Raw genomic sequence first — 14,794 nt, 5'->3', positions numbered from 1 at the left:
AGGTGCAGAGAATGTACGCAATCATTAAAACAGGCGGAAAACAAATCAAAGTTGAAGAAGGTCAAACTGTTTACATCGAAAAACTTGCTGCTGAAGCAGGTGAAACAGTGACGTTTGAAGACGTATTGTTTGTTGGCGGAGACAGCGTGAAAGTCGGCAACCCAACAGTTGCAGGCGCGACAGTTACAGCTAAAGTTGAAAAACAAGGCCGTGCGAAAAAAATCACTGTTTTCCGTTACAAGGCAAAGAAAAATGTTCATAAAAAACAAGGTCATCGTCAGCCTTATACTAAATTGACAATCGAAAAAATCAACGCGTAAGCATGATTGAGGCAACAATTCGAAGATCCCGAAATGACGGGGGCATTTTGTCCTTTGAAATGACGGGACATGCCGATTTTGCTGAACATGGACGAGATCTCGTTTGCGCCGGGGTTACGGCTGTCGTTTTCGGGGCGGTCAATGCGGTTATCGCGCTGGCTCCTCTCGAACCGATTCTTGATATAGGCGAGGACGGGGGTTATTTCTACTTTGAATTCCCTGAAGCCGCTGATCAGGAAGCTTTGCAAAAAGCGCAGCTGCTGATTGAAGGCATGATTGTTTCTCTTGAAACGATCGAGCGGGATTACAGTGAACACTTACGGTTGACTGCAAACCAAATATAGGAGGTGAGTTACATGCTTAGATTAGATCTTCAGTTTTTCGCTTCTAAAAAAGGTGTAGGTTCTACAAAGAACGGACGTGACTCTGAATCTAAACGTTTAGGCGCTAAACGTGCAGACGGTCAATTCGTAACAGGCGGATCTATCCTTTACCGTCAACGCGGAACGAAAATCTACCCAGGTGAAAACGTGGGCCGCGGAGGAGATGACACTCTTTTTGCTAAAATCGACGGAACTGTTAAATTCGAACGTTTCGGCCGTGACCGCAAAAAAGTGAGCGTATATCCTGTAGCTCAATAATGACACAAAAAACTCCGGTCGTTGACTGGAGTTTTTTTTGCAGTAAGCGGAGTAACATCAAGAATGAAAAGCAGAGGATGCGTGAGTGAACCCCGCCTTGAATGAGGACATCAGCTCCTCATACCCACTGGATATGTTCCCCAAGCAGTGATACCAAAAATGTTTCTGCCTGGCATCCGCAGTGCATGCGATCCGAAAAAGGAACATGATGAACCAGGAAAAACAAGTGTTTTTTTAACAAAGCCTTCTCTGTTATAATTCATAGTACACACTTATCAAGACTCCTAAAAAGAAATTAAACGATTGGGAGTGCGAAAATGAAGGATGTATCGAAGAAACAAGAAGAACCTGTAAGCGATGCGGCTCTGATTAATGAGCTGATCCAATTAATGGGCCATTTCCGTCATGATTGGATGAATAAGCTGCAGCTGATAAAAGGAAACTTAAGTTTGCAGAAGTATGACAGGGTCGTTGAAATAATCGACGAAATGGTCATAGATGCAAAGCACGAGTCAAAGCTCTCAAACCTGAAAATCCCGCACTTGGCGTTTGACTTTCTTACATTTAATTGGAAGTCCCGTTATATGAGGCTCGAATACGAAGTGCTCGGAGAAATTAAAGATTTATCGGCATATGATCAAAAGCTGTCGAACCTGATGAGAAAACTGTTTCATCTGTTCGGTCTGGCGGTAAGCAATGAAAGTGAAAATCATCTGACCGTATCGCTGCAGACGGATCACCCTGACAGACAGCTTATTGTATATCTCGATTTTCATGGAACGATTGCGAATGCAGATGTGTTTGATGAATTTCGCAAATCGCGGTATGAGGACTTTGATGTCATGCAATTTGAGCTGACCGGCCATGAATGTGTGGCCGAAATTGGAATGAACTAGCGGTTTTTTACGGTTTAGAACGGAGGATATTATGTTTGTAGATCAGGTGAAAGTATATGTAAAAGGCGGCGACGGCGGTAACGGAATGGTTGCGTTCCGCCGTGAAAAATATGTGCCGAAAGGCGGTCCTGCCGGCGGTGACGGAGGGAATGGAGGCGACGTCGTCTTTGAGGTTGATGAAGGATTGCGCACGCTTATGGACTTCCGGTACCAGCGCCATTTCAAAGCGATACGCGGCGAGCACGGCATGTCTAAAAACCAGCACGGCAGAAACGCGGACGATATGGTTGTTAAAGTTCCGCCCGGCACAGTCGTTACGGATGACGATACAAAACAGGTCATTGCCGATCTGACTGAACACGGACAGCGCGCCGTCATCGCAAAAGGCGGACGCGGCGGACGCGGGAATACTCGTTTTGCGACACCGGCTAACCCGGCACCGCAGCTGTCAGAGCACGGAGAGCCCGGAAAAGAGCGCTATATCGTGCTTGAACTGAAGGTGCTTGCAGATGTAGGTCTCGTCGGCTTCCCGAGCGTCGGAAAATCTACGCTTCTGTCTGTCGTTTCATCGGCAAAGCCGAAAATCGCCGATTATCATTTTACAACGCTTGTTCCGAATCTGGGCATGGTGGAAACGGATGACGGAAGAAGCTTCGTCATGGCGGATCTGCCCGGCCTGATTGAAGGAGCGCACGAAGGAGTCGGCTTAGGCCACCAATTTCTCCGCCATATCGAACGGACGCGCGTCATCGTTCATGTCATTGACATGTCAGCGATGGAAGGCCGTGATCCGTATGAGGATTATGTGACCATTAATCAGGAGCTCAGTGAATACAATCTGCGGCTGACGGAGCGTCCGCAAATTATCGTTGCGAATAAAATGGACATGCCAGAAGCGGCTGAAAATCTTAAAGCGTTTAAGGAAAAGCTTCAGGATGACCATCCTGTCTTCCCGATCAGCGCGGTGACGAGAGAAGGGCTCCGCGATCTTCTGTTTGAAGTCGCCAACCAGCTGGAAACAACGCCTGAATTCCCGCTGTATGATGAAGAAGAATTGGCGGAAAACCGCGTGATGTACACGATGGAAGATGAAGAAATTCCATTTAACATTACCCGTGATCCGGACGGTGCGTTTGTGCTTTCAGGTGACAGTCTGGAACGCCTCTTTAAAATGACTGACTTCTCCCGTGACGAATCCGTCAAGCGTTTTGCAAGACAGATGCGCGGAATGGGCGTTGATGAAGCGCTCAGAGAACGCGGGGCTAAAGATGGCGATATCATCCGGCTTCTGGAATTTGAATTTGAATTTATTGATTAAAAAGACGGAGAGCTTGCGATGCAGGCTCTCTGATGTAAGAGGGAGGGGTGCAGGTGAAAGAAGAGACATTTTATTTAGTGCGTGAAGACGTTCTGCCTGATGCGATGCGGAAAACCCTTGAAGTCAAAAAACTGCTGGACAGAAAAAAGGCTGAATCGGTTGCAGATGCCGTGCAGAAAGTTGATTTAAGCAGAAGCGCTTTTTACAAATACCGAGATGCGGTTTTCCCTTTTTACACGATGGTTAAAGAACAAATAATCACACTTTTCTTTCATTTAGAGGATCGGTCAGGCGCGTTGTCCCAGCTTTTGCAGGCGGTGGCTGACTCAGGAAGCAACGTGCTTTCCATTCACCAGTCGATTCCGCTTCAGGGCAGGGCGAATGTCACGCTCTCAATCAGCACATCCGCAATGGAAGAAAACATTCATACGTTAATGAATAAACTGAGAAAATTTGATTTTATAGAAAAAGTTGAGATCTTAGGGTCAGGCGCGTAAGGAGAGAAGAGAAACATGAGAGTCGGTTATTTAGGGCCAGAAGCCACATTTACACATCTAGCAGTCAGTTCCTGCTTTCAAAACAGCGTGACACAAGCACCTTATCATACAATACCGGCGTGCATGGATGCGGCGGTTGCGGGAGAAGTGGATCTTGCGTTTGTTCCTTTGGAAAACGCGCTGGAGGGATCGGTTAACTTAACGATTGACTATTTGATTCATGAGCAGCCTCTTGCGATTGTGGGGGAAATGACGCTGCCGATTTACCAGCACCTGCTCGTTCACCCTTCGAGAGAAAATGAGTGGAAAAAGCTTGAGAAAATTTTTTCTCATTCACATGCGATTGCGCAATGCCACAAATTTCTTCATCGGCATTTTTCGTCTGTTCCTTATGAGTATGCGAAGTCAACAGGTGCGGCTGCTAAGTATGTGAGTGAGCATCCGGAACTTCCGATCGGCGTGATTGCGAATGAAATGGCGGCTGCTACATACGGATTGAGCATCGTGAAACGGGATATTCAGGATTATCAGGATAACCACACGAGATTCGTCATTCTTTCGCCTGAAAAAGACGTCTCATTTGAAGTGAATGCAAAACTGTCATCAAGATCGAAAACGACGATGATGGTGACGCTTCCCCAAGATGACCAATCAGGCGCACTGCACAGGGTGCTGTCCGCTTTTTCATGGAGAAACCTGAATTTATCAAAGATCGAATCGCGCCCGACAAAAACGGGTCTCGGCAACTATTTCTTTATCATTGATATTGAACAGGCGATGGATCAGGTGCTCATTCCCGGAGCCGTTCAAGAGATGGAAGCCCTCGGCTGCCGGGTCAAGCTTCTGGGAACATATCAATCCTATTCGATATAAAAAAAGCCCTTCTGGGGGCTTTTTTTTTAATCTTTTATTAATATACCCGCCTCGTCTAAGGCTTGGCAGGCTTGATCAATCCGCTCTTTCGTCGGCGCGCTTAATGTATGAAGATGCACGCCTCCTGTCAGTTGTGAAAGGTAAGCGGCATTTGTCGAGTTAATGTGATCCATGAATTGTTTGACTTCTTTCCGTGTGCTGACTCTTATGGCAGCGGTTAAATCGCCGTATACGGGGTGTTCAATGATGACGTCCTTTATGGTGACCCCTTCATCGACGATGAGTTCAAGCTCTTCTTCCGTCCGCTCCGGGCCGTGCAGGCAGGCGACAATCCGTTCGGCGTTTTTTTCGCCGCCGGCATTCATGCTGATATATAAATAGCCTTGGCTCGTTGCGATAATCGGTTCGCTTTTTGCTTTCAAGAGTGATATATCCTGCACGATCACCTGTCTTGAGACATTTGCTTTTTTGGCCAATTCGCCCCCTGTTAATGGTGAGCCGGCTTCTTTCAGCCATTGAAGCAGCATGTCGCGTCTTTTCGCCCCCGTAAGCTTCGTTCCTTCTGTCAAATTGCTGATTCTCCTTTCTTTTGCTCCCATAGCGCCGTAAATGTATGTATCAGCATATCGAGCTGTTCACATGTTGTTTCATTTCCGAATGAGATCCGGAAAAACTGCCGCGCTTCCCGTTCGGTTTTTCTCAGCGCCTTCATAGCTGAAGAAGGGCCGTGACTGCCGGCGGAACATGCGCTCCCGGTTGAGATGCAAATATCATTACGATTACATTCTAACATAACATATTGTCCTTCAAAGGAGTGAAAAAAACACCCGACAATGTGGGGCAGGCATTCACCGCCGGTTTCTTCCTCTGAAAATGTAATAGGGAGGCCCTGAAGCCGAATTTGTTCATAAAAATATTTCCTCAGCTTCTCTGCATGCTCATGGTGTTCCGCCATGTGTTTCACTGCATACTCCGCAGCAGCGGTAAAAGCGCCGATGGCCGGTACATTCACGGTACCGGGCCTGAACCCGTTTTCATGCACGGTATGCGGATAAACCGGATTCCAGCTGACGCCGGGCCGAATGTAAACAGCCCCGGTGCCTTTCGGGCCGTATACTTTATGACCGGAGACGGAAAGGGCATCGATTCCCGTCTGATCTGCATCAATCGGCAGTTTGCCGAAACTTTGAACACAATCGCAATGAAGCAAAATGTTTCGATGGTGAAGAAAAGCGGCCAGGCGATCCAATGGCTGGATGAGACCGATTTCTGAATTGGCGTGCTGTATAGAAACAAGCCCTGTATCAGGACGGATATGAGCCGCCAATATGTCCTCGGTTATAAGGCCGTTTCTGTCGGGGTAAATGACAGTGACTTCAATTCCCTGATCAGTTAAAAACGCCGCGGCATTATGGATCGAATGGTGTTCCATTGCGGTCGTAATAAAATGTTTTTTGTGAGAGGGAAGACCATGCAGCAATGATTGGACGGCCAGAATGTTCGCTTCCGTGCCGCCGCTTGTAAAATAAATGCCGTCTGACGCTCCGCCGATCAATTTTCCTGCAGACTGTCTGCAATATTCCAGCACATCCGCCGCTCTCCCTCCGGCATCATGAAGGCTGCTTGCATTTCCGAAAACTTCTGTACTGAGATGCTGAAAGACTTCCGCGGCTTTTTGGCTTAAAGGCGCTCCCGCCGCATAATCAAGATAAATCATACAAGCCGTCTCCTATCCGTTTATGTTAAAAAAAGCTTGAGTTTATTTTATCCTTGTGTAAATATAGGTGTCAAGACAGGTGTAAATATAACAGGAGGGTGATTATGTCTGGAAAAACAATTATCATCATTGGTTCGGGGACGGCGGCCCTTGCCTGTGCTTCTGCATTTCCTCCGTCATACCAAGTGACCGTCATAACGAAAAGAAACGTAACAAACAGCAATTCGCATTATGCTCAAGGCGGGATTGCTGTTTCATATGCAGAAGATGACTCTATTGACTCCCATGTGAACGATACACTGTATGCGGGCTGCGGCCATAATGACGTGACAGCCGTGCGGGATTTGCTGCAAAGCGGACAAAGCATGATAAACAGGCTGATAGAAAGTCAATTTCCATTTGATACGAAATCAGACGGAACATTTTGTCTCGGCAGGGAAGGCGCTCATTCCAAAAGACGAATTCTGCATGCCGGGGGAGATGCGACCGGGCGGATTTTGGTTGAGTATCTGCTTCGGCAGCTGAGGGACGGCATACGGATCATTGAACACGTAACGGCTGTTGAGCTTCTGATTGAACACGGACGGTGCGCGGGCGTTGCCGTAAAGGATGCTTCAGGCTCCGTTTCTTACAGAAGAGCGGATTGCGTAGTGCTTGCATCAGGCGGCTGCGGCAGTCTGTATCAGTATCATACAAATGATTCCGCCATAACGGGAGACGGCATCGCTCTTGCCTTACGTGCGGGAGCAGAGATCACGGATATGGAGTTCACCCAGTTTCATCCGACCCTCCTTGTGAAAAACGGGACTGTGTACGGGCTGATTTCTGAAGCTGTGAGAGGGGAAGGCGGATATTTAACGGATCGTTCAGGCCGCAGAATCATGACGGGCAGACACGCGCTTGAAGATTTGGCGCCGAGGGATGTCGTTTCACGGGCGATTTTCGAAGAAATAATGAAAGAAAATCCAGTTTACATGAATTGCAGCCGAATCGCCGATTTTAACAAACGTTTTCCGACCATAACAGAAATTTGTAAAACAGCCGGCGTTGATATTGAAAGCGGAATTCCCGTAGCCCCGGGGATGCATTTTTTAATGGGCGGAGTAAAAACCGATACATGGGGGAAAACGTCTGTGTCTGATCTCTACGCCATAGGCGAGACCGCCTGCACAGGCCTGCACGGGGCAAACCGGCTTGCGAGCAACTCGCTGCTGGAAGCTTTGGCAAGCGGACAAAGGTGTGCGGAACATATCATTCAAACGCCGTTAAACGGAAGATATAAAAAAGCTTCGAAAAAATCTGACGTCATCTTACAAGTGCCGGACACAACGCTTCACATGCTCCAAGCCAAAATGACAGCCGGAGCGGGCATCGTCAGAGATAAAGAAAACATGCAGGCGCTGGCATCCTGGCTTAACAAAGTACCTGTTCATCATATGAATGTGAAGAATATCACAACGGAACAAGCGGAGCTGTCCTGCTTATGGCAGACCGCACAACTCGCCGTATCTTCTGCTCTTATCCGGGAGGAAAGCAGAGGCGCCCATTTTCGCGCTGATTTTCCCGGGACAGAGAAAGAGTGGCATGGAAAACAAATCATTCATTCAACATCAGGAACAGTTATCAGAAAAAACGAAGGGATTGGGGAAATATGGACATTCTGCAGCTGAAGCAAATGCTGACACATTTTTTTCAGGAAGATATCGGAACGGGTGACGTAACGTCACAAGCAATTTTTTCGGATCAGCAATGTAAGGCGGAGATTATCGCAAAAACAGACGGTGTGTTTGCAGGAGAAGCCGTTATCCGTGAAGGGTGGAAGCTTTTAAACAACGATATCCGCGTCCGCTCTCTGAAAAAAGACGGAGAACGGATGAAAAAAGGGGACGTGCTTGCTGAAATGGAAGGCCCGGCGGCGGCTCTTCTTACGGGGGAGCGTGTCATCCTGAACCTTATACAAAGAATGTCAGGCATTGCGACAATGACGGATGAGGCCAAAAGGCGTCTTGATGATCCGTCCATTAAGCTTTGCGATACGAGAAAAACGACACCGGGGCTCAGAATGCTGGAAAAATACGCCGTCCGGATCGGCGGCGGCTGTAATCACCGCTTCGGCCTATACGACGGCATCATGATTAAAGATAATCACATTGCCGCCTGCGGATCGATAAAGGCGGCAATGGAGCGGGCGAGAAAAGCGGCGGGGCAAATGCTTGCGGCAGAAGTCGAAATCGAATCCGAAGAGCAGCTGCTGGAGGCAATAGAAGCGGACGCAGACGTTATTATGTTTGACAACTGTCCGCCTGAGACCGTCCGGCGTTTTGCAGCCATGACACCGGCCCATATCAAAACGGAAGCATCCGGAGGCATAACGCTCGACACATTGCCTGCTTATAGAGGAACAGGCGTACAATATATTTCACTCGGATTTCTGACTCATTCAGTAAAAAGCGCCGATATCAGCATGGATGTTGCGGCGGCGGAACAGGAGGATTTTTCATAATGTCTATCTTTGACGTGTTAACTGCATCAGCTGACATGATGCCGAGCCATTATAAAAACTTGAGTACCGAAGAAATGGAGGAGCGGGTCGCCGCGATTAAACGGTCCTTCGGAAAACGTCTGTTCATCCCGGGACATCACTATCAAAAAGATGAAGTGATACAATTCGCCGATACTGCCGGTGACTCCCTGCAGCTTGCCCAAGCAGCCGAAAAAAATAAAGAGGCGGAATATATTGTGTTTTGCGGCGTGCATTTTATGGCGGAAACGGCTGATATGTTGACTGATGATAACCAAACCGTCATTTTGCCCGATATGCGTGCCGGCTGTTCGATGGCTGATATGGCTGATATACAGCAGACAGATAAAGCATGGCAAGAGCTTCAAGAGCTGTACGGTAACACCATCATTCCGTTAACATATGTTAACTCGACGGCGGAAATTAAAGCATTCGTCGGGCGGCACGGCGGAGCGACCGTCACTTCTTCGAATGCCCGGAGCGTGCTGGAATGGGCTTTTAAACAAAAGGAAAGAATTTTATTTTTGCCGGATCAGCATTTAGGCAGAAATACAGCATATGACCTCGGCATTCCGCTGACAGAAATGGCTGTATGGGATCCGGCTCAGAACCGATTGCTTACAGACCACCCGGAAAACATTAAGGTCATCCTTTGGAAAGGACATTGCTCCGTACACGAAAAATTCACAGCGGAAAATATTTCTCAGCTGCGACAGCGGGATTCTGACATCCGCATTATCGTTCACCCGGAATGTTCGCGGGAAGTGGTCTCGCTAAGTGATGACAGCGGATCTACCAAATACATTATTGATACGATTGAACAGGCTGAGCCGGGAAGCAAGTGGGCTGTCGGCACGGAAATGAATCTTGTGCAGCGCCTCATTCAATCGCACCCGGATAAACAGATTGAATCACTGAATCCGGATATGTGTCCGTGTCTGACAATGAACAGAATCGACCTTCCGCATTTATTGTGGTCGCTTGAGCAGCTTGAAAAAGGCGAGCTGAAGGGTGTCATTAAGGTTCCGGAAGCGGTTCGGACAGAAGCGCTTCGTGCGTTGAACAGAATGCTGAGCCATACGTAAAAATAAAAAACTCCCCTCCTTTCCAAATTTTTTATCATCATGCCCAGCTCGCCTGCATATAGTGTGAAGAAACGTATTGTAATGACAAATGTACCGTTCACGTTTTGTGCATAGGAGGGGAAAACGTTGAAAATTCATATCGTTCAAAAAGGCGATTCGCTCTGGAAAATAGCTGAAAAATACGGAGTTGATTTTGAAGAATTAAAGAAATTGAATAATCAGCTGAGCAATCCAGACTTAATTATGCCTGGAATGAAGATAAAGGTGCCTTCAGAAGCCGTTCCGGTCAGAAAAGAACCAAAGGCAAACTTCGGAACGTCTGCGCATAAGCATGAGCATCCATATGCCAAAGAAAAACCGAAATCAGTTGTGGACATTGAAGACACCATACCGGAAGAACCAAAGCCGTCAATTCCGTATGTGCCGCCGATCCCTGAAAAGCATGAAAATGTGCTGCCGGAAGCTGATATGAATCAGTATTATCCGACCAATCAGCTGTTTCAGCCGTGGTCGCCTCCTAAGCCGGAGGAACCGGTGACACATTTTGTCGAGCCGAAAGAAAAAGAGCATGACAATAACATTCCACAACAGGAGGAAATGATCAACATGGAAAACGCGAATTACCCGAATATGCCAAAGGCGCCTGAAGCCGGAAAGATGGAAGAAGAAAACGCAGCTTATCATCTGCCGAACATGCCAAACATCCCGAATGTCCCGTTTCCGAATATGCCGGCCGTTGAACCGCCTTTTATGCATTATCCGATTCCGTGCATGCCTTGTCCTTGTCCGGTTCCGGTGACACCGATGCTGCCGGGTTCGGGATTATGCCATCCGTGCTTCCCGGTAGGCGGAGGTTTCGGCGGTTTTGGAGGAGGTTATGGAGGCTTTCCGGTAATGCCGATGCCGTTACCGTACGGATTCCATCATCACGGATTCCATCATCCGGGATTTGGGCCGCAAGCGGGTTACGGTGAATATGAAAACCAGGCCCATGAAAATGCAGAGCATTTTGATGGTTTTACATCTGGTTTCGGCGGTGCTCCATACGGACATATGCCGTATTACGGCGGCTATTCATCACATTACGCAAACGAGCCGCATCACGATGGAAAATTTAAGGACGATGATTGCGGCTGCAATGATTCGCATCATCACCATCATCACCACCACGGTTCACATCATCATGGTTCACATCACCATCACGCCAATATGCCTGTGCAGCCATATCCGAATATGGGCGCAAATGCCGGATATTTTATGCCTTACGGCGGAGCAAATCCCAATGCCGCGCCGAATCAGCCGAGTCCAAATCAAGTATTCGGACGGCCGGAGGAAGATGAAGACTAATCTGTCGGGACGATGTATGTCGTTCCTTTTTTTATGTCCGAAGAAGAATGGACATAACTGACAAGCTTAAACCCGCCGCCGGCCGCACATCCTAAACATGAGCGGAAAACGCTCACACAGCGATGAATCCACGGGGGGTTTTTCCATTGGGCAAAAAACTGATGACAATCGCAGGCGTTTTAGCCGTGACTGCAAGTTTAACGGCATGCGGAGCAAATAATGCCATGAATGACGGACGCTACAATCAGACAACACGTCCGGTCGGGTATTATTCAAATGACAATGATAACGGCAGACGCCAGTACGGAATGGACCATCAAGGACCTGTTTCCGAAATGATGGAAAACCGAAACGGCCGCCGGGATACGACAAACGTGTCTTACCGAAACGCGCCGAATAACGGGGTTCCGTTAACAACGGACGGCACATATAACGGCCGCAACGCCAATACGCCGCCGGCCGCTATGTCTTATAATGGGTATGACAATGCCCAAAACATCAGAATGGCGGCAAAAATTGCAAACCGCGTGAAGAAAGTAAAAGGCGTACAGGATAGTCAGGTCGTCGTGACTGACACGAGAGTCGTCATTGCCGTCAGAACAAATCATCCTTTTACGAAAAATGATGATAAACATGTCAAACATGCAGCCAAAAAATTCGCGGACGGCCGCGCAATTCAAGTATTTACTGATAACGCCACTTTTACAAAGCTTCAAGACATGAACAAAAACAGCCGTTAGACGGGACTGCCGGATGATTTCATCCGGCAGTATTTTTTTCATCATTTCTTTACATATTCTTAAAACGCTCTTTATATTGCGCTGTTAACATAAAAGCAAAATAAAATGTAACGGAGGAGCCGGGATGAAAAAAACGGAGCGCGACAAAAGCTGCGGGACAAAAACTGTGTATTTGACTGTAAGAGGATACCGACTCAAACTGACGCCCGGACAGATGAAACTGATATCAGCCGGCCGGGCATAATACATCGGGGCAGCCTTTATAGGAGGGCTGCTTTTTTTTCGGCGAAACCGTCAAAAGAAAGAAAACGGTTAAGCACCGGCATCTTTGGTCAAACTAGCATCAAGAGTTTGATTGAATAAAGAGGTGTTATTGGTGAAACGAATTTGCGGTGGGCGTCTTTTATTTATGCTTATCTTATCAGCTGCAGTCCTGATTTGCGGAGGAAATGGTGCATACGGGGCAGAGGTCGAGCATTACGGGCCGCTTCGGGTGCACGTCCAGCTGGAAAAGGTTTATCTTGACGGTGATGTCGGCATCGAACATACGGATGAAACCGTTTTGGCGATGGAAGACTTTTGGGCCGCATACGCCGGCTGGACGCTCGTTGAGCAGAAAAAAGGTTTCGTCCTTTTCCGTAAGCATGTTGATGATATTTCTCCGCTCAGTAAGGTAAACGGTTATATCGGTGTCACGGACGGAGGGGTGATTTCCACTTTTCACGGCCGTCCCGGATCGCTGTCGGAGCCGATCCAGTCTTTCTTTCAAATTGATTTAGAGCGGTTGGAAAGCCGATTGCAAAAGCATTTGGAACACGGTATACCGTACAGGACAAAAGCGGAGTTTGAGAGTGTGATCGATCATATTAAGACTTACAGCGGCTGACTTTGACGCAAGACATGTGACACATGTCTTTTTTTTTCTGAACGGAAGGTGGCAAAGCGAACATACGTTAACTTTTCTATAAGACTTTGGCTGTTTTTGTGTTACAATGATAAGCAGTCAAAGAGGTGAATAGGTGTGATTGAATTCGTGAAGGGGACGATTGATTACGTATCTCCCCAATACATCGTGATTGAAAACGGCGGAATCGGCTATCAGGTCTTCACGCCGAATCCGTTTATTTATAAGGTAAGCAATCAAGAGACCATTTTTACGTATCATCATATAAAAGAAGACGCCTTTTCTCTGTACGGCTTTTCAACCAGGGAAGAAAAAGCGCTTTTCACAAAGCTGCTGAACGTCACCGGCATCGGGCCGAAAGGGGCGCTCGCCATTCTCGGTTCCGGTGATCCGGGAGCCGTCATCGAAGCGATTGAACAGGAAGATGAAGCCTTTTTGGTGAAATTTCCGGGTGTGGGCAAAAAGACGGCGCGGCAGATTATTCTTGATTTAAAAGGCAAACTGGCCGATGTCGTGCCTGAAATGATTGACAACCTGTTCAATCATGAAGCGCGCATTGAAAAACAAGAGGCTGAAACGGCGCTTGACGAGGCGCTTGAAGCGCTCAGGGTTCTCGGCTACGCCGAAAAAGAAATTAAAAAAGTGCTTCCTCACTTAAAAGAGGAAACGGCGCTTTCAACAGATCAATATGTGAAAAAAGCATTGCAAAAATTATTAAAGTAAGGTGATGTTCATGGATGAACGGCTCGTTTCAAGTGAAGCAGACAGCCATGAATCAATAATCGAGCAAAGCCTCAGGCCGCAGAATCTCGCCCAGTACATCGGCCAAAAGAAGGTGAAAGAAAATCTGCGCGTGTTTATCGATGCGGCGAAAATGAGGCAGGAAACGCTTGACCACGTTCTTTTATACGGGCCTCCGGGTCTCGGAAAAACAACGCTTGCGTCGATCGTGGCCAATGAGATGGGTGTGGAGATGCGGACAACGTCAGGGCCGGCCATTGAAAGGCCGGGAGACTTGGCAGCCATTCTGACGGCGCTCGAACCCGGTGATGTGCTGTTTATAGACGAAATTCACAGGCTGAACCGTTCAATTGAAGAAGTGCTGTACCCGGCGATGGAGGATTTCTGCCTTGATATCGTCATTGGTAAAGGCCCGTCCGCCCGCTCCGTCCGTCTTGACCTTCCGCCTTTTACGCTGGTAGGAGCGACGACCAGGGTGGGATTATTGACCGCACCGCTCAGAGACCGGTTCGGGGTGCTGTCGCGCCTTGAATACTATACGCAGGAAGAGCTGACAGATATCGTGTCACGAACGGCTGAAGTATTTGAAGTGGATATCGAAGAAGCGCCGGCTCTGGAAATCGCCAGACGGTCAAGGGGAACGCCGCGGGTTGCAAACCGGCTTCTCAGAAGAGTGAGAGATTTTGCCCAGGTGCTTGGCGACAGCCGCATCACTGAAGAAATCGCTCACGACGCGCTCGAACGTCTTCAAGTCGATGCGCTCGGCCTTGATCATATTGACCATAAGCTGCTGATGGGCATGATTGAAAAATTCAGCGGCGGTCCGGTCGGCCTTGATACGATTTCCGCGACAATCGGCGAAGAACCGCATACAATAGAGGATGTGTACGAACCGTATCTGCTGCAGATCGGATTTCTTCAGAGAACGCCGAGGGGACGGGTCGTGACCCCGGCTGTATATGAGCATTTTCGATTGGAGGCGCCTGCCTGTGACTGATTTTCCGAAGGTTCTCATGGTTCTCGGTGCTGTTTTGCTTATTGCCGGCGCAGTCTGGCACTTTGTCGGACGGCTGCCCGGAGATATTTTCGTTAAAAAGGGAAATGTCACATTTTTCTTTCCCGTTGTTACTTGTATTGTAATCAGTGTGATACTATCCATCCTGCTCAATTTTTTCGGCAGAATGAAATAACAAT

At 48.0% G+C, this 14,794-nt stretch carries 19 protein-coding genes; 17 read left to right on the top strand and 2 right to left on the bottom strand.

What is annotated here, in order from left to right; all coding sequences use genetic code 11:
* Positions 1-11: 11 nt before the first annotated feature.
* From rplU to pheA, 7 genes are all read left to right on the top strand, one after another.
* Positions 12-320: a 50S ribosomal protein L21 gene (rplU, locus tag ICW23_RS13140; protein WP_016938787.1), complete on the top strand. Its 309-nt coding sequence runs from the start codon at positions 12-14 to the stop codon at positions 318-320.
* 2 nt (positions 321-322) lie between these two features.
* A complete protein-coding gene (locus tag ICW23_RS13135; protein WP_012118103.1) occupies positions 323-664 on the top strand; it encodes a ribosomal-processing cysteine protease Prp in 342 nt (113 codons plus the stop codon).
* 12 nt (positions 665-676) lie between these two features.
* On the top strand, positions 677-961 hold the full coding sequence (gene rpmA / locus ICW23_RS13130) for a 50S ribosomal protein L27 (protein WP_003152662.1): 285 nt from the start codon (positions 677-679) through the stop codon (positions 959-961).
* A 317-nt stretch (positions 962-1,278) separates the two neighbouring features.
* A complete protein-coding gene (locus ICW23_RS13125) occupies positions 1,279-1,857 on the top strand; it encodes a sporulation initiation phosphotransferase B (RefSeq protein ID WP_188154604.1) in 579 nt (192 codons plus the stop codon).
* 31 nt (positions 1,858-1,888) lie between these two features.
* Positions 1,889-3,175 (top strand): GTPase ObgE, encoded by a 1,287-nt coding sequence (obgE, locus tag ICW23_RS13120; RefSeq protein ID WP_007408172.1) that lies wholly within the window; start codon positions 1,889-1,891, stop codon positions 3,173-3,175.
* A 53-nt stretch (positions 3,176-3,228) separates the two neighbouring features.
* Positions 3,229-3,672 (top strand): transcriptional regulator ThrR, encoded by a 444-nt coding sequence (thrR, locus tag ICW23_RS13115; RefSeq protein WP_016938790.1) that lies wholly within the window; start codon positions 3,229-3,231, stop codon positions 3,670-3,672.
* Between the two features lie 15 nt (positions 3,673-3,687).
* Positions 3,688-4,545: a prephenate dehydratase gene (pheA, locus tag ICW23_RS13110; RefSeq protein ID WP_016938791.1), complete on the top strand. Its 858-nt coding sequence runs from the start codon at positions 3,688-3,690 to the stop codon at positions 4,543-4,545.
* A gap of 26 nt (positions 4,546-4,571) precedes the next feature.
* Here pheA and ICW23_RS13105 read toward each other — a convergent pair whose 3' ends face one another.
* A complete protein-coding gene (locus ICW23_RS13105) occupies positions 4,572-5,114 on the bottom strand; it encodes a transcription repressor NadR (protein ID WP_047475543.1) in 543 nt (180 codons plus the stop codon).
* The gene (locus ICW23_RS13100) at positions 5,111-6,262 is read right to left on the bottom strand and encodes an IscS subfamily cysteine desulfurase (protein ID WP_047475544.1); all 1,152 of its coding nucleotides are present in this window, start codon (positions 6,260-6,262) and stop codon (positions 5,111-5,113) included. Before ICW23_RS13100 ends, ICW23_RS13105 begins: the two co-directional genes overlap by 4 nt.
* 104 nt (positions 6,263-6,366) lie before the next feature.
* Here ICW23_RS13100 and nadB point away from each other — a divergent pair, with 104 nt between their 5' ends.
* The 10 genes from nadB to ICW23_RS13055 all read left to right on the top strand — a co-directional run bounded on the left by nadB (position 6,367) and on the right by ICW23_RS13055 (position 14,790).
* Positions 6,367-7,932: an L-aspartate oxidase gene (gene nadB / locus ICW23_RS13095; RefSeq protein WP_047475545.1), complete on the top strand. Its 1,566-nt coding sequence runs from the start codon at positions 6,367-6,369 to the stop codon at positions 7,930-7,932.
* Positions 7,914-8,765, top strand: a complete 852-nt coding sequence (gene nadC / locus ICW23_RS13090; RefSeq protein WP_188154603.1) for a carboxylating nicotinate-nucleotide diphosphorylase — start codon at positions 7,914-7,916, stop codon at positions 8,763-8,765. Before nadB ends, nadC begins: the two co-directional genes overlap by 19 nt.
* Complete coding sequence (gene nadA / locus ICW23_RS13085; protein WP_188154602.1) at positions 8,765-9,868, top strand: quinolinate synthase NadA; 1,104 nt, start codon at positions 8,765-8,767, stop codon at positions 9,866-9,868. Before nadC ends, nadA begins: the two co-directional genes overlap by 1 nt.
* Positions 9,869-9,994: 126 nt before the next feature.
* The gene (gene safA / locus ICW23_RS13080) at positions 9,995-11,215 is read left to right on the top strand and encodes a SafA/ExsA family spore coat assembly protein (RefSeq protein WP_188154601.1); all 1,221 of its coding nucleotides are present in this window, start codon (positions 9,995-9,997) and stop codon (positions 11,213-11,215) included.
* A 146-nt stretch (positions 11,216-11,361) separates the two neighbouring features.
* On the top strand, positions 11,362-11,955 hold the full coding sequence (locus ICW23_RS13075) for a YhcN/YlaJ family sporulation lipoprotein (protein WP_045926483.1): 594 nt from the start codon (positions 11,362-11,364) through the stop codon (positions 11,953-11,955).
* A gap of 124 nt (positions 11,956-12,079) precedes the next feature.
* Entirely contained in the window at positions 12,080-12,199 is a 120-nt protein-coding gene (locus ICW23_RS18980) for a hypothetical protein (protein WP_223152361.1), read from the top strand.
* Positions 12,200-12,364: 165 nt separating this feature from the next.
* Positions 12,365-12,841, top strand: a complete 477-nt coding sequence (locus ICW23_RS13070) for an intercompartmental signaling factor BofC (RefSeq protein ID WP_047475759.1) — start codon at positions 12,365-12,367, stop codon at positions 12,839-12,841.
* Positions 12,842-12,976: 135 nt separating this feature from the next.
* Positions 12,977-13,582, top strand: a complete 606-nt coding sequence (ruvA, locus tag ICW23_RS13065; RefSeq protein ID WP_003152683.1) for a Holliday junction branch migration protein RuvA — start codon at positions 12,977-12,979, stop codon at positions 13,580-13,582.
* 10 nt (positions 13,583-13,592) lie between these two features.
* On the top strand, positions 13,593-14,597 hold the full coding sequence (gene ruvB, locus ICW23_RS13060) for a Holliday junction branch migration DNA helicase RuvB (protein ID WP_045926484.1): 1,005 nt from the start codon (positions 13,593-13,595) through the stop codon (positions 14,595-14,597).
* Positions 14,590-14,790 (top strand): DUF2905 domain-containing protein, encoded by a 201-nt coding sequence (locus ICW23_RS13055; RefSeq protein ID WP_003152687.1) that lies wholly within the window; start codon positions 14,590-14,592, stop codon positions 14,788-14,790. The genes ruvB and ICW23_RS13055 overlap by 8 nt, the downstream gene beginning before the upstream one ends.
* Positions 14,791-14,794: the final 4 nt, after the last annotated feature.

Source organism: Bacillus sp. 1021 (genome assembly GCF_014534735.1).
Taxonomy (GTDB): Bacteria; Bacillota; Bacilli; order Bacillales; family Bacillaceae; genus Bacillus; species Bacillus siamensis.
The sequence above is the reverse complement of the archived record's forward strand: the minus strand, read 5'-3'. Positions and strand labels throughout refer to the sequence as shown.

Excerpts from the sequence above, each read along its gene's own strand:
- ruvB (WP_045926484.1), top strand. The coding sequence starts at position 13,593 with ATGGATGAACGGCTCGTTTCAAGTGAAGCAGACAGCCATGAATCAATA.
- pheA (WP_016938791.1), top strand. The coding sequence starts at position 3,688 with ATGAGAGTCGGTTATTTAGGGCCAGAAGCCACATTTACACATCTAGCA.
- nadB (WP_047475545.1), top strand. The coding sequence starts at position 6,367 with ATGTCTGGAAAAACAATTATCATCATTGGTTCGGGGACGGCGGCCCTT.
- ICW23_RS13125 (WP_188154604.1), top strand. The coding sequence starts at position 1,279 with ATGAAGGATGTATCGAAGAAACAAGAAGAACCTGTAAGCGATGCGGCT.
- rplU (WP_016938787.1), top strand. The coding sequence starts at position 12 with ATGTACGCAATCATTAAAACAGGCGGAAAACAAATCAAAGTTGAAGAA.
- obgE (WP_007408172.1), top strand. The coding sequence starts at position 1,889 with ATGTTTGTAGATCAGGTGAAAGTATATGTAAAAGGCGGCGACGGCGGT.
- nadC (WP_188154603.1), top strand. The coding sequence starts at position 7,914 with ATGGACATTCTGCAGCTGAAGCAAATGCTGACACATTTTTTTCAGGAA.
- ICW23_RS13070 (WP_047475759.1), top strand. The coding sequence starts at position 12,365 with ATGCTTATCTTATCAGCTGCAGTCCTGATTTGCGGAGGAAATGGTGCA.
- rpmA (WP_003152662.1), top strand. The coding sequence starts at position 677 with ATGCTTAGATTAGATCTTCAGTTTTTCGCTTCTAAAAAAGGTGTAGGT.
- nadA (WP_188154602.1), top strand. The coding sequence starts at position 8,765 with ATGTCTATCTTTGACGTGTTAACTGCATCAGCTGACATGATGCCGAGC.
- ICW23_RS18980 (WP_223152361.1), top strand. The coding sequence starts at position 12,080 with ATGAAAAAAACGGAGCGCGACAAAAGCTGCGGGACAAAAACTGTGTAT.
- ICW23_RS13100 (WP_047475544.1), bottom strand. The coding sequence starts at position 6,262 with ATGATTTATCTTGATTATGCGGCGGGAGCGCCTTTAAGCCAAAAAGCC.
- ICW23_RS13135 (WP_012118103.1), top strand. The coding sequence starts at position 323 with ATGATTGAGGCAACAATTCGAAGATCCCGAAATGACGGGGGCATTTTG.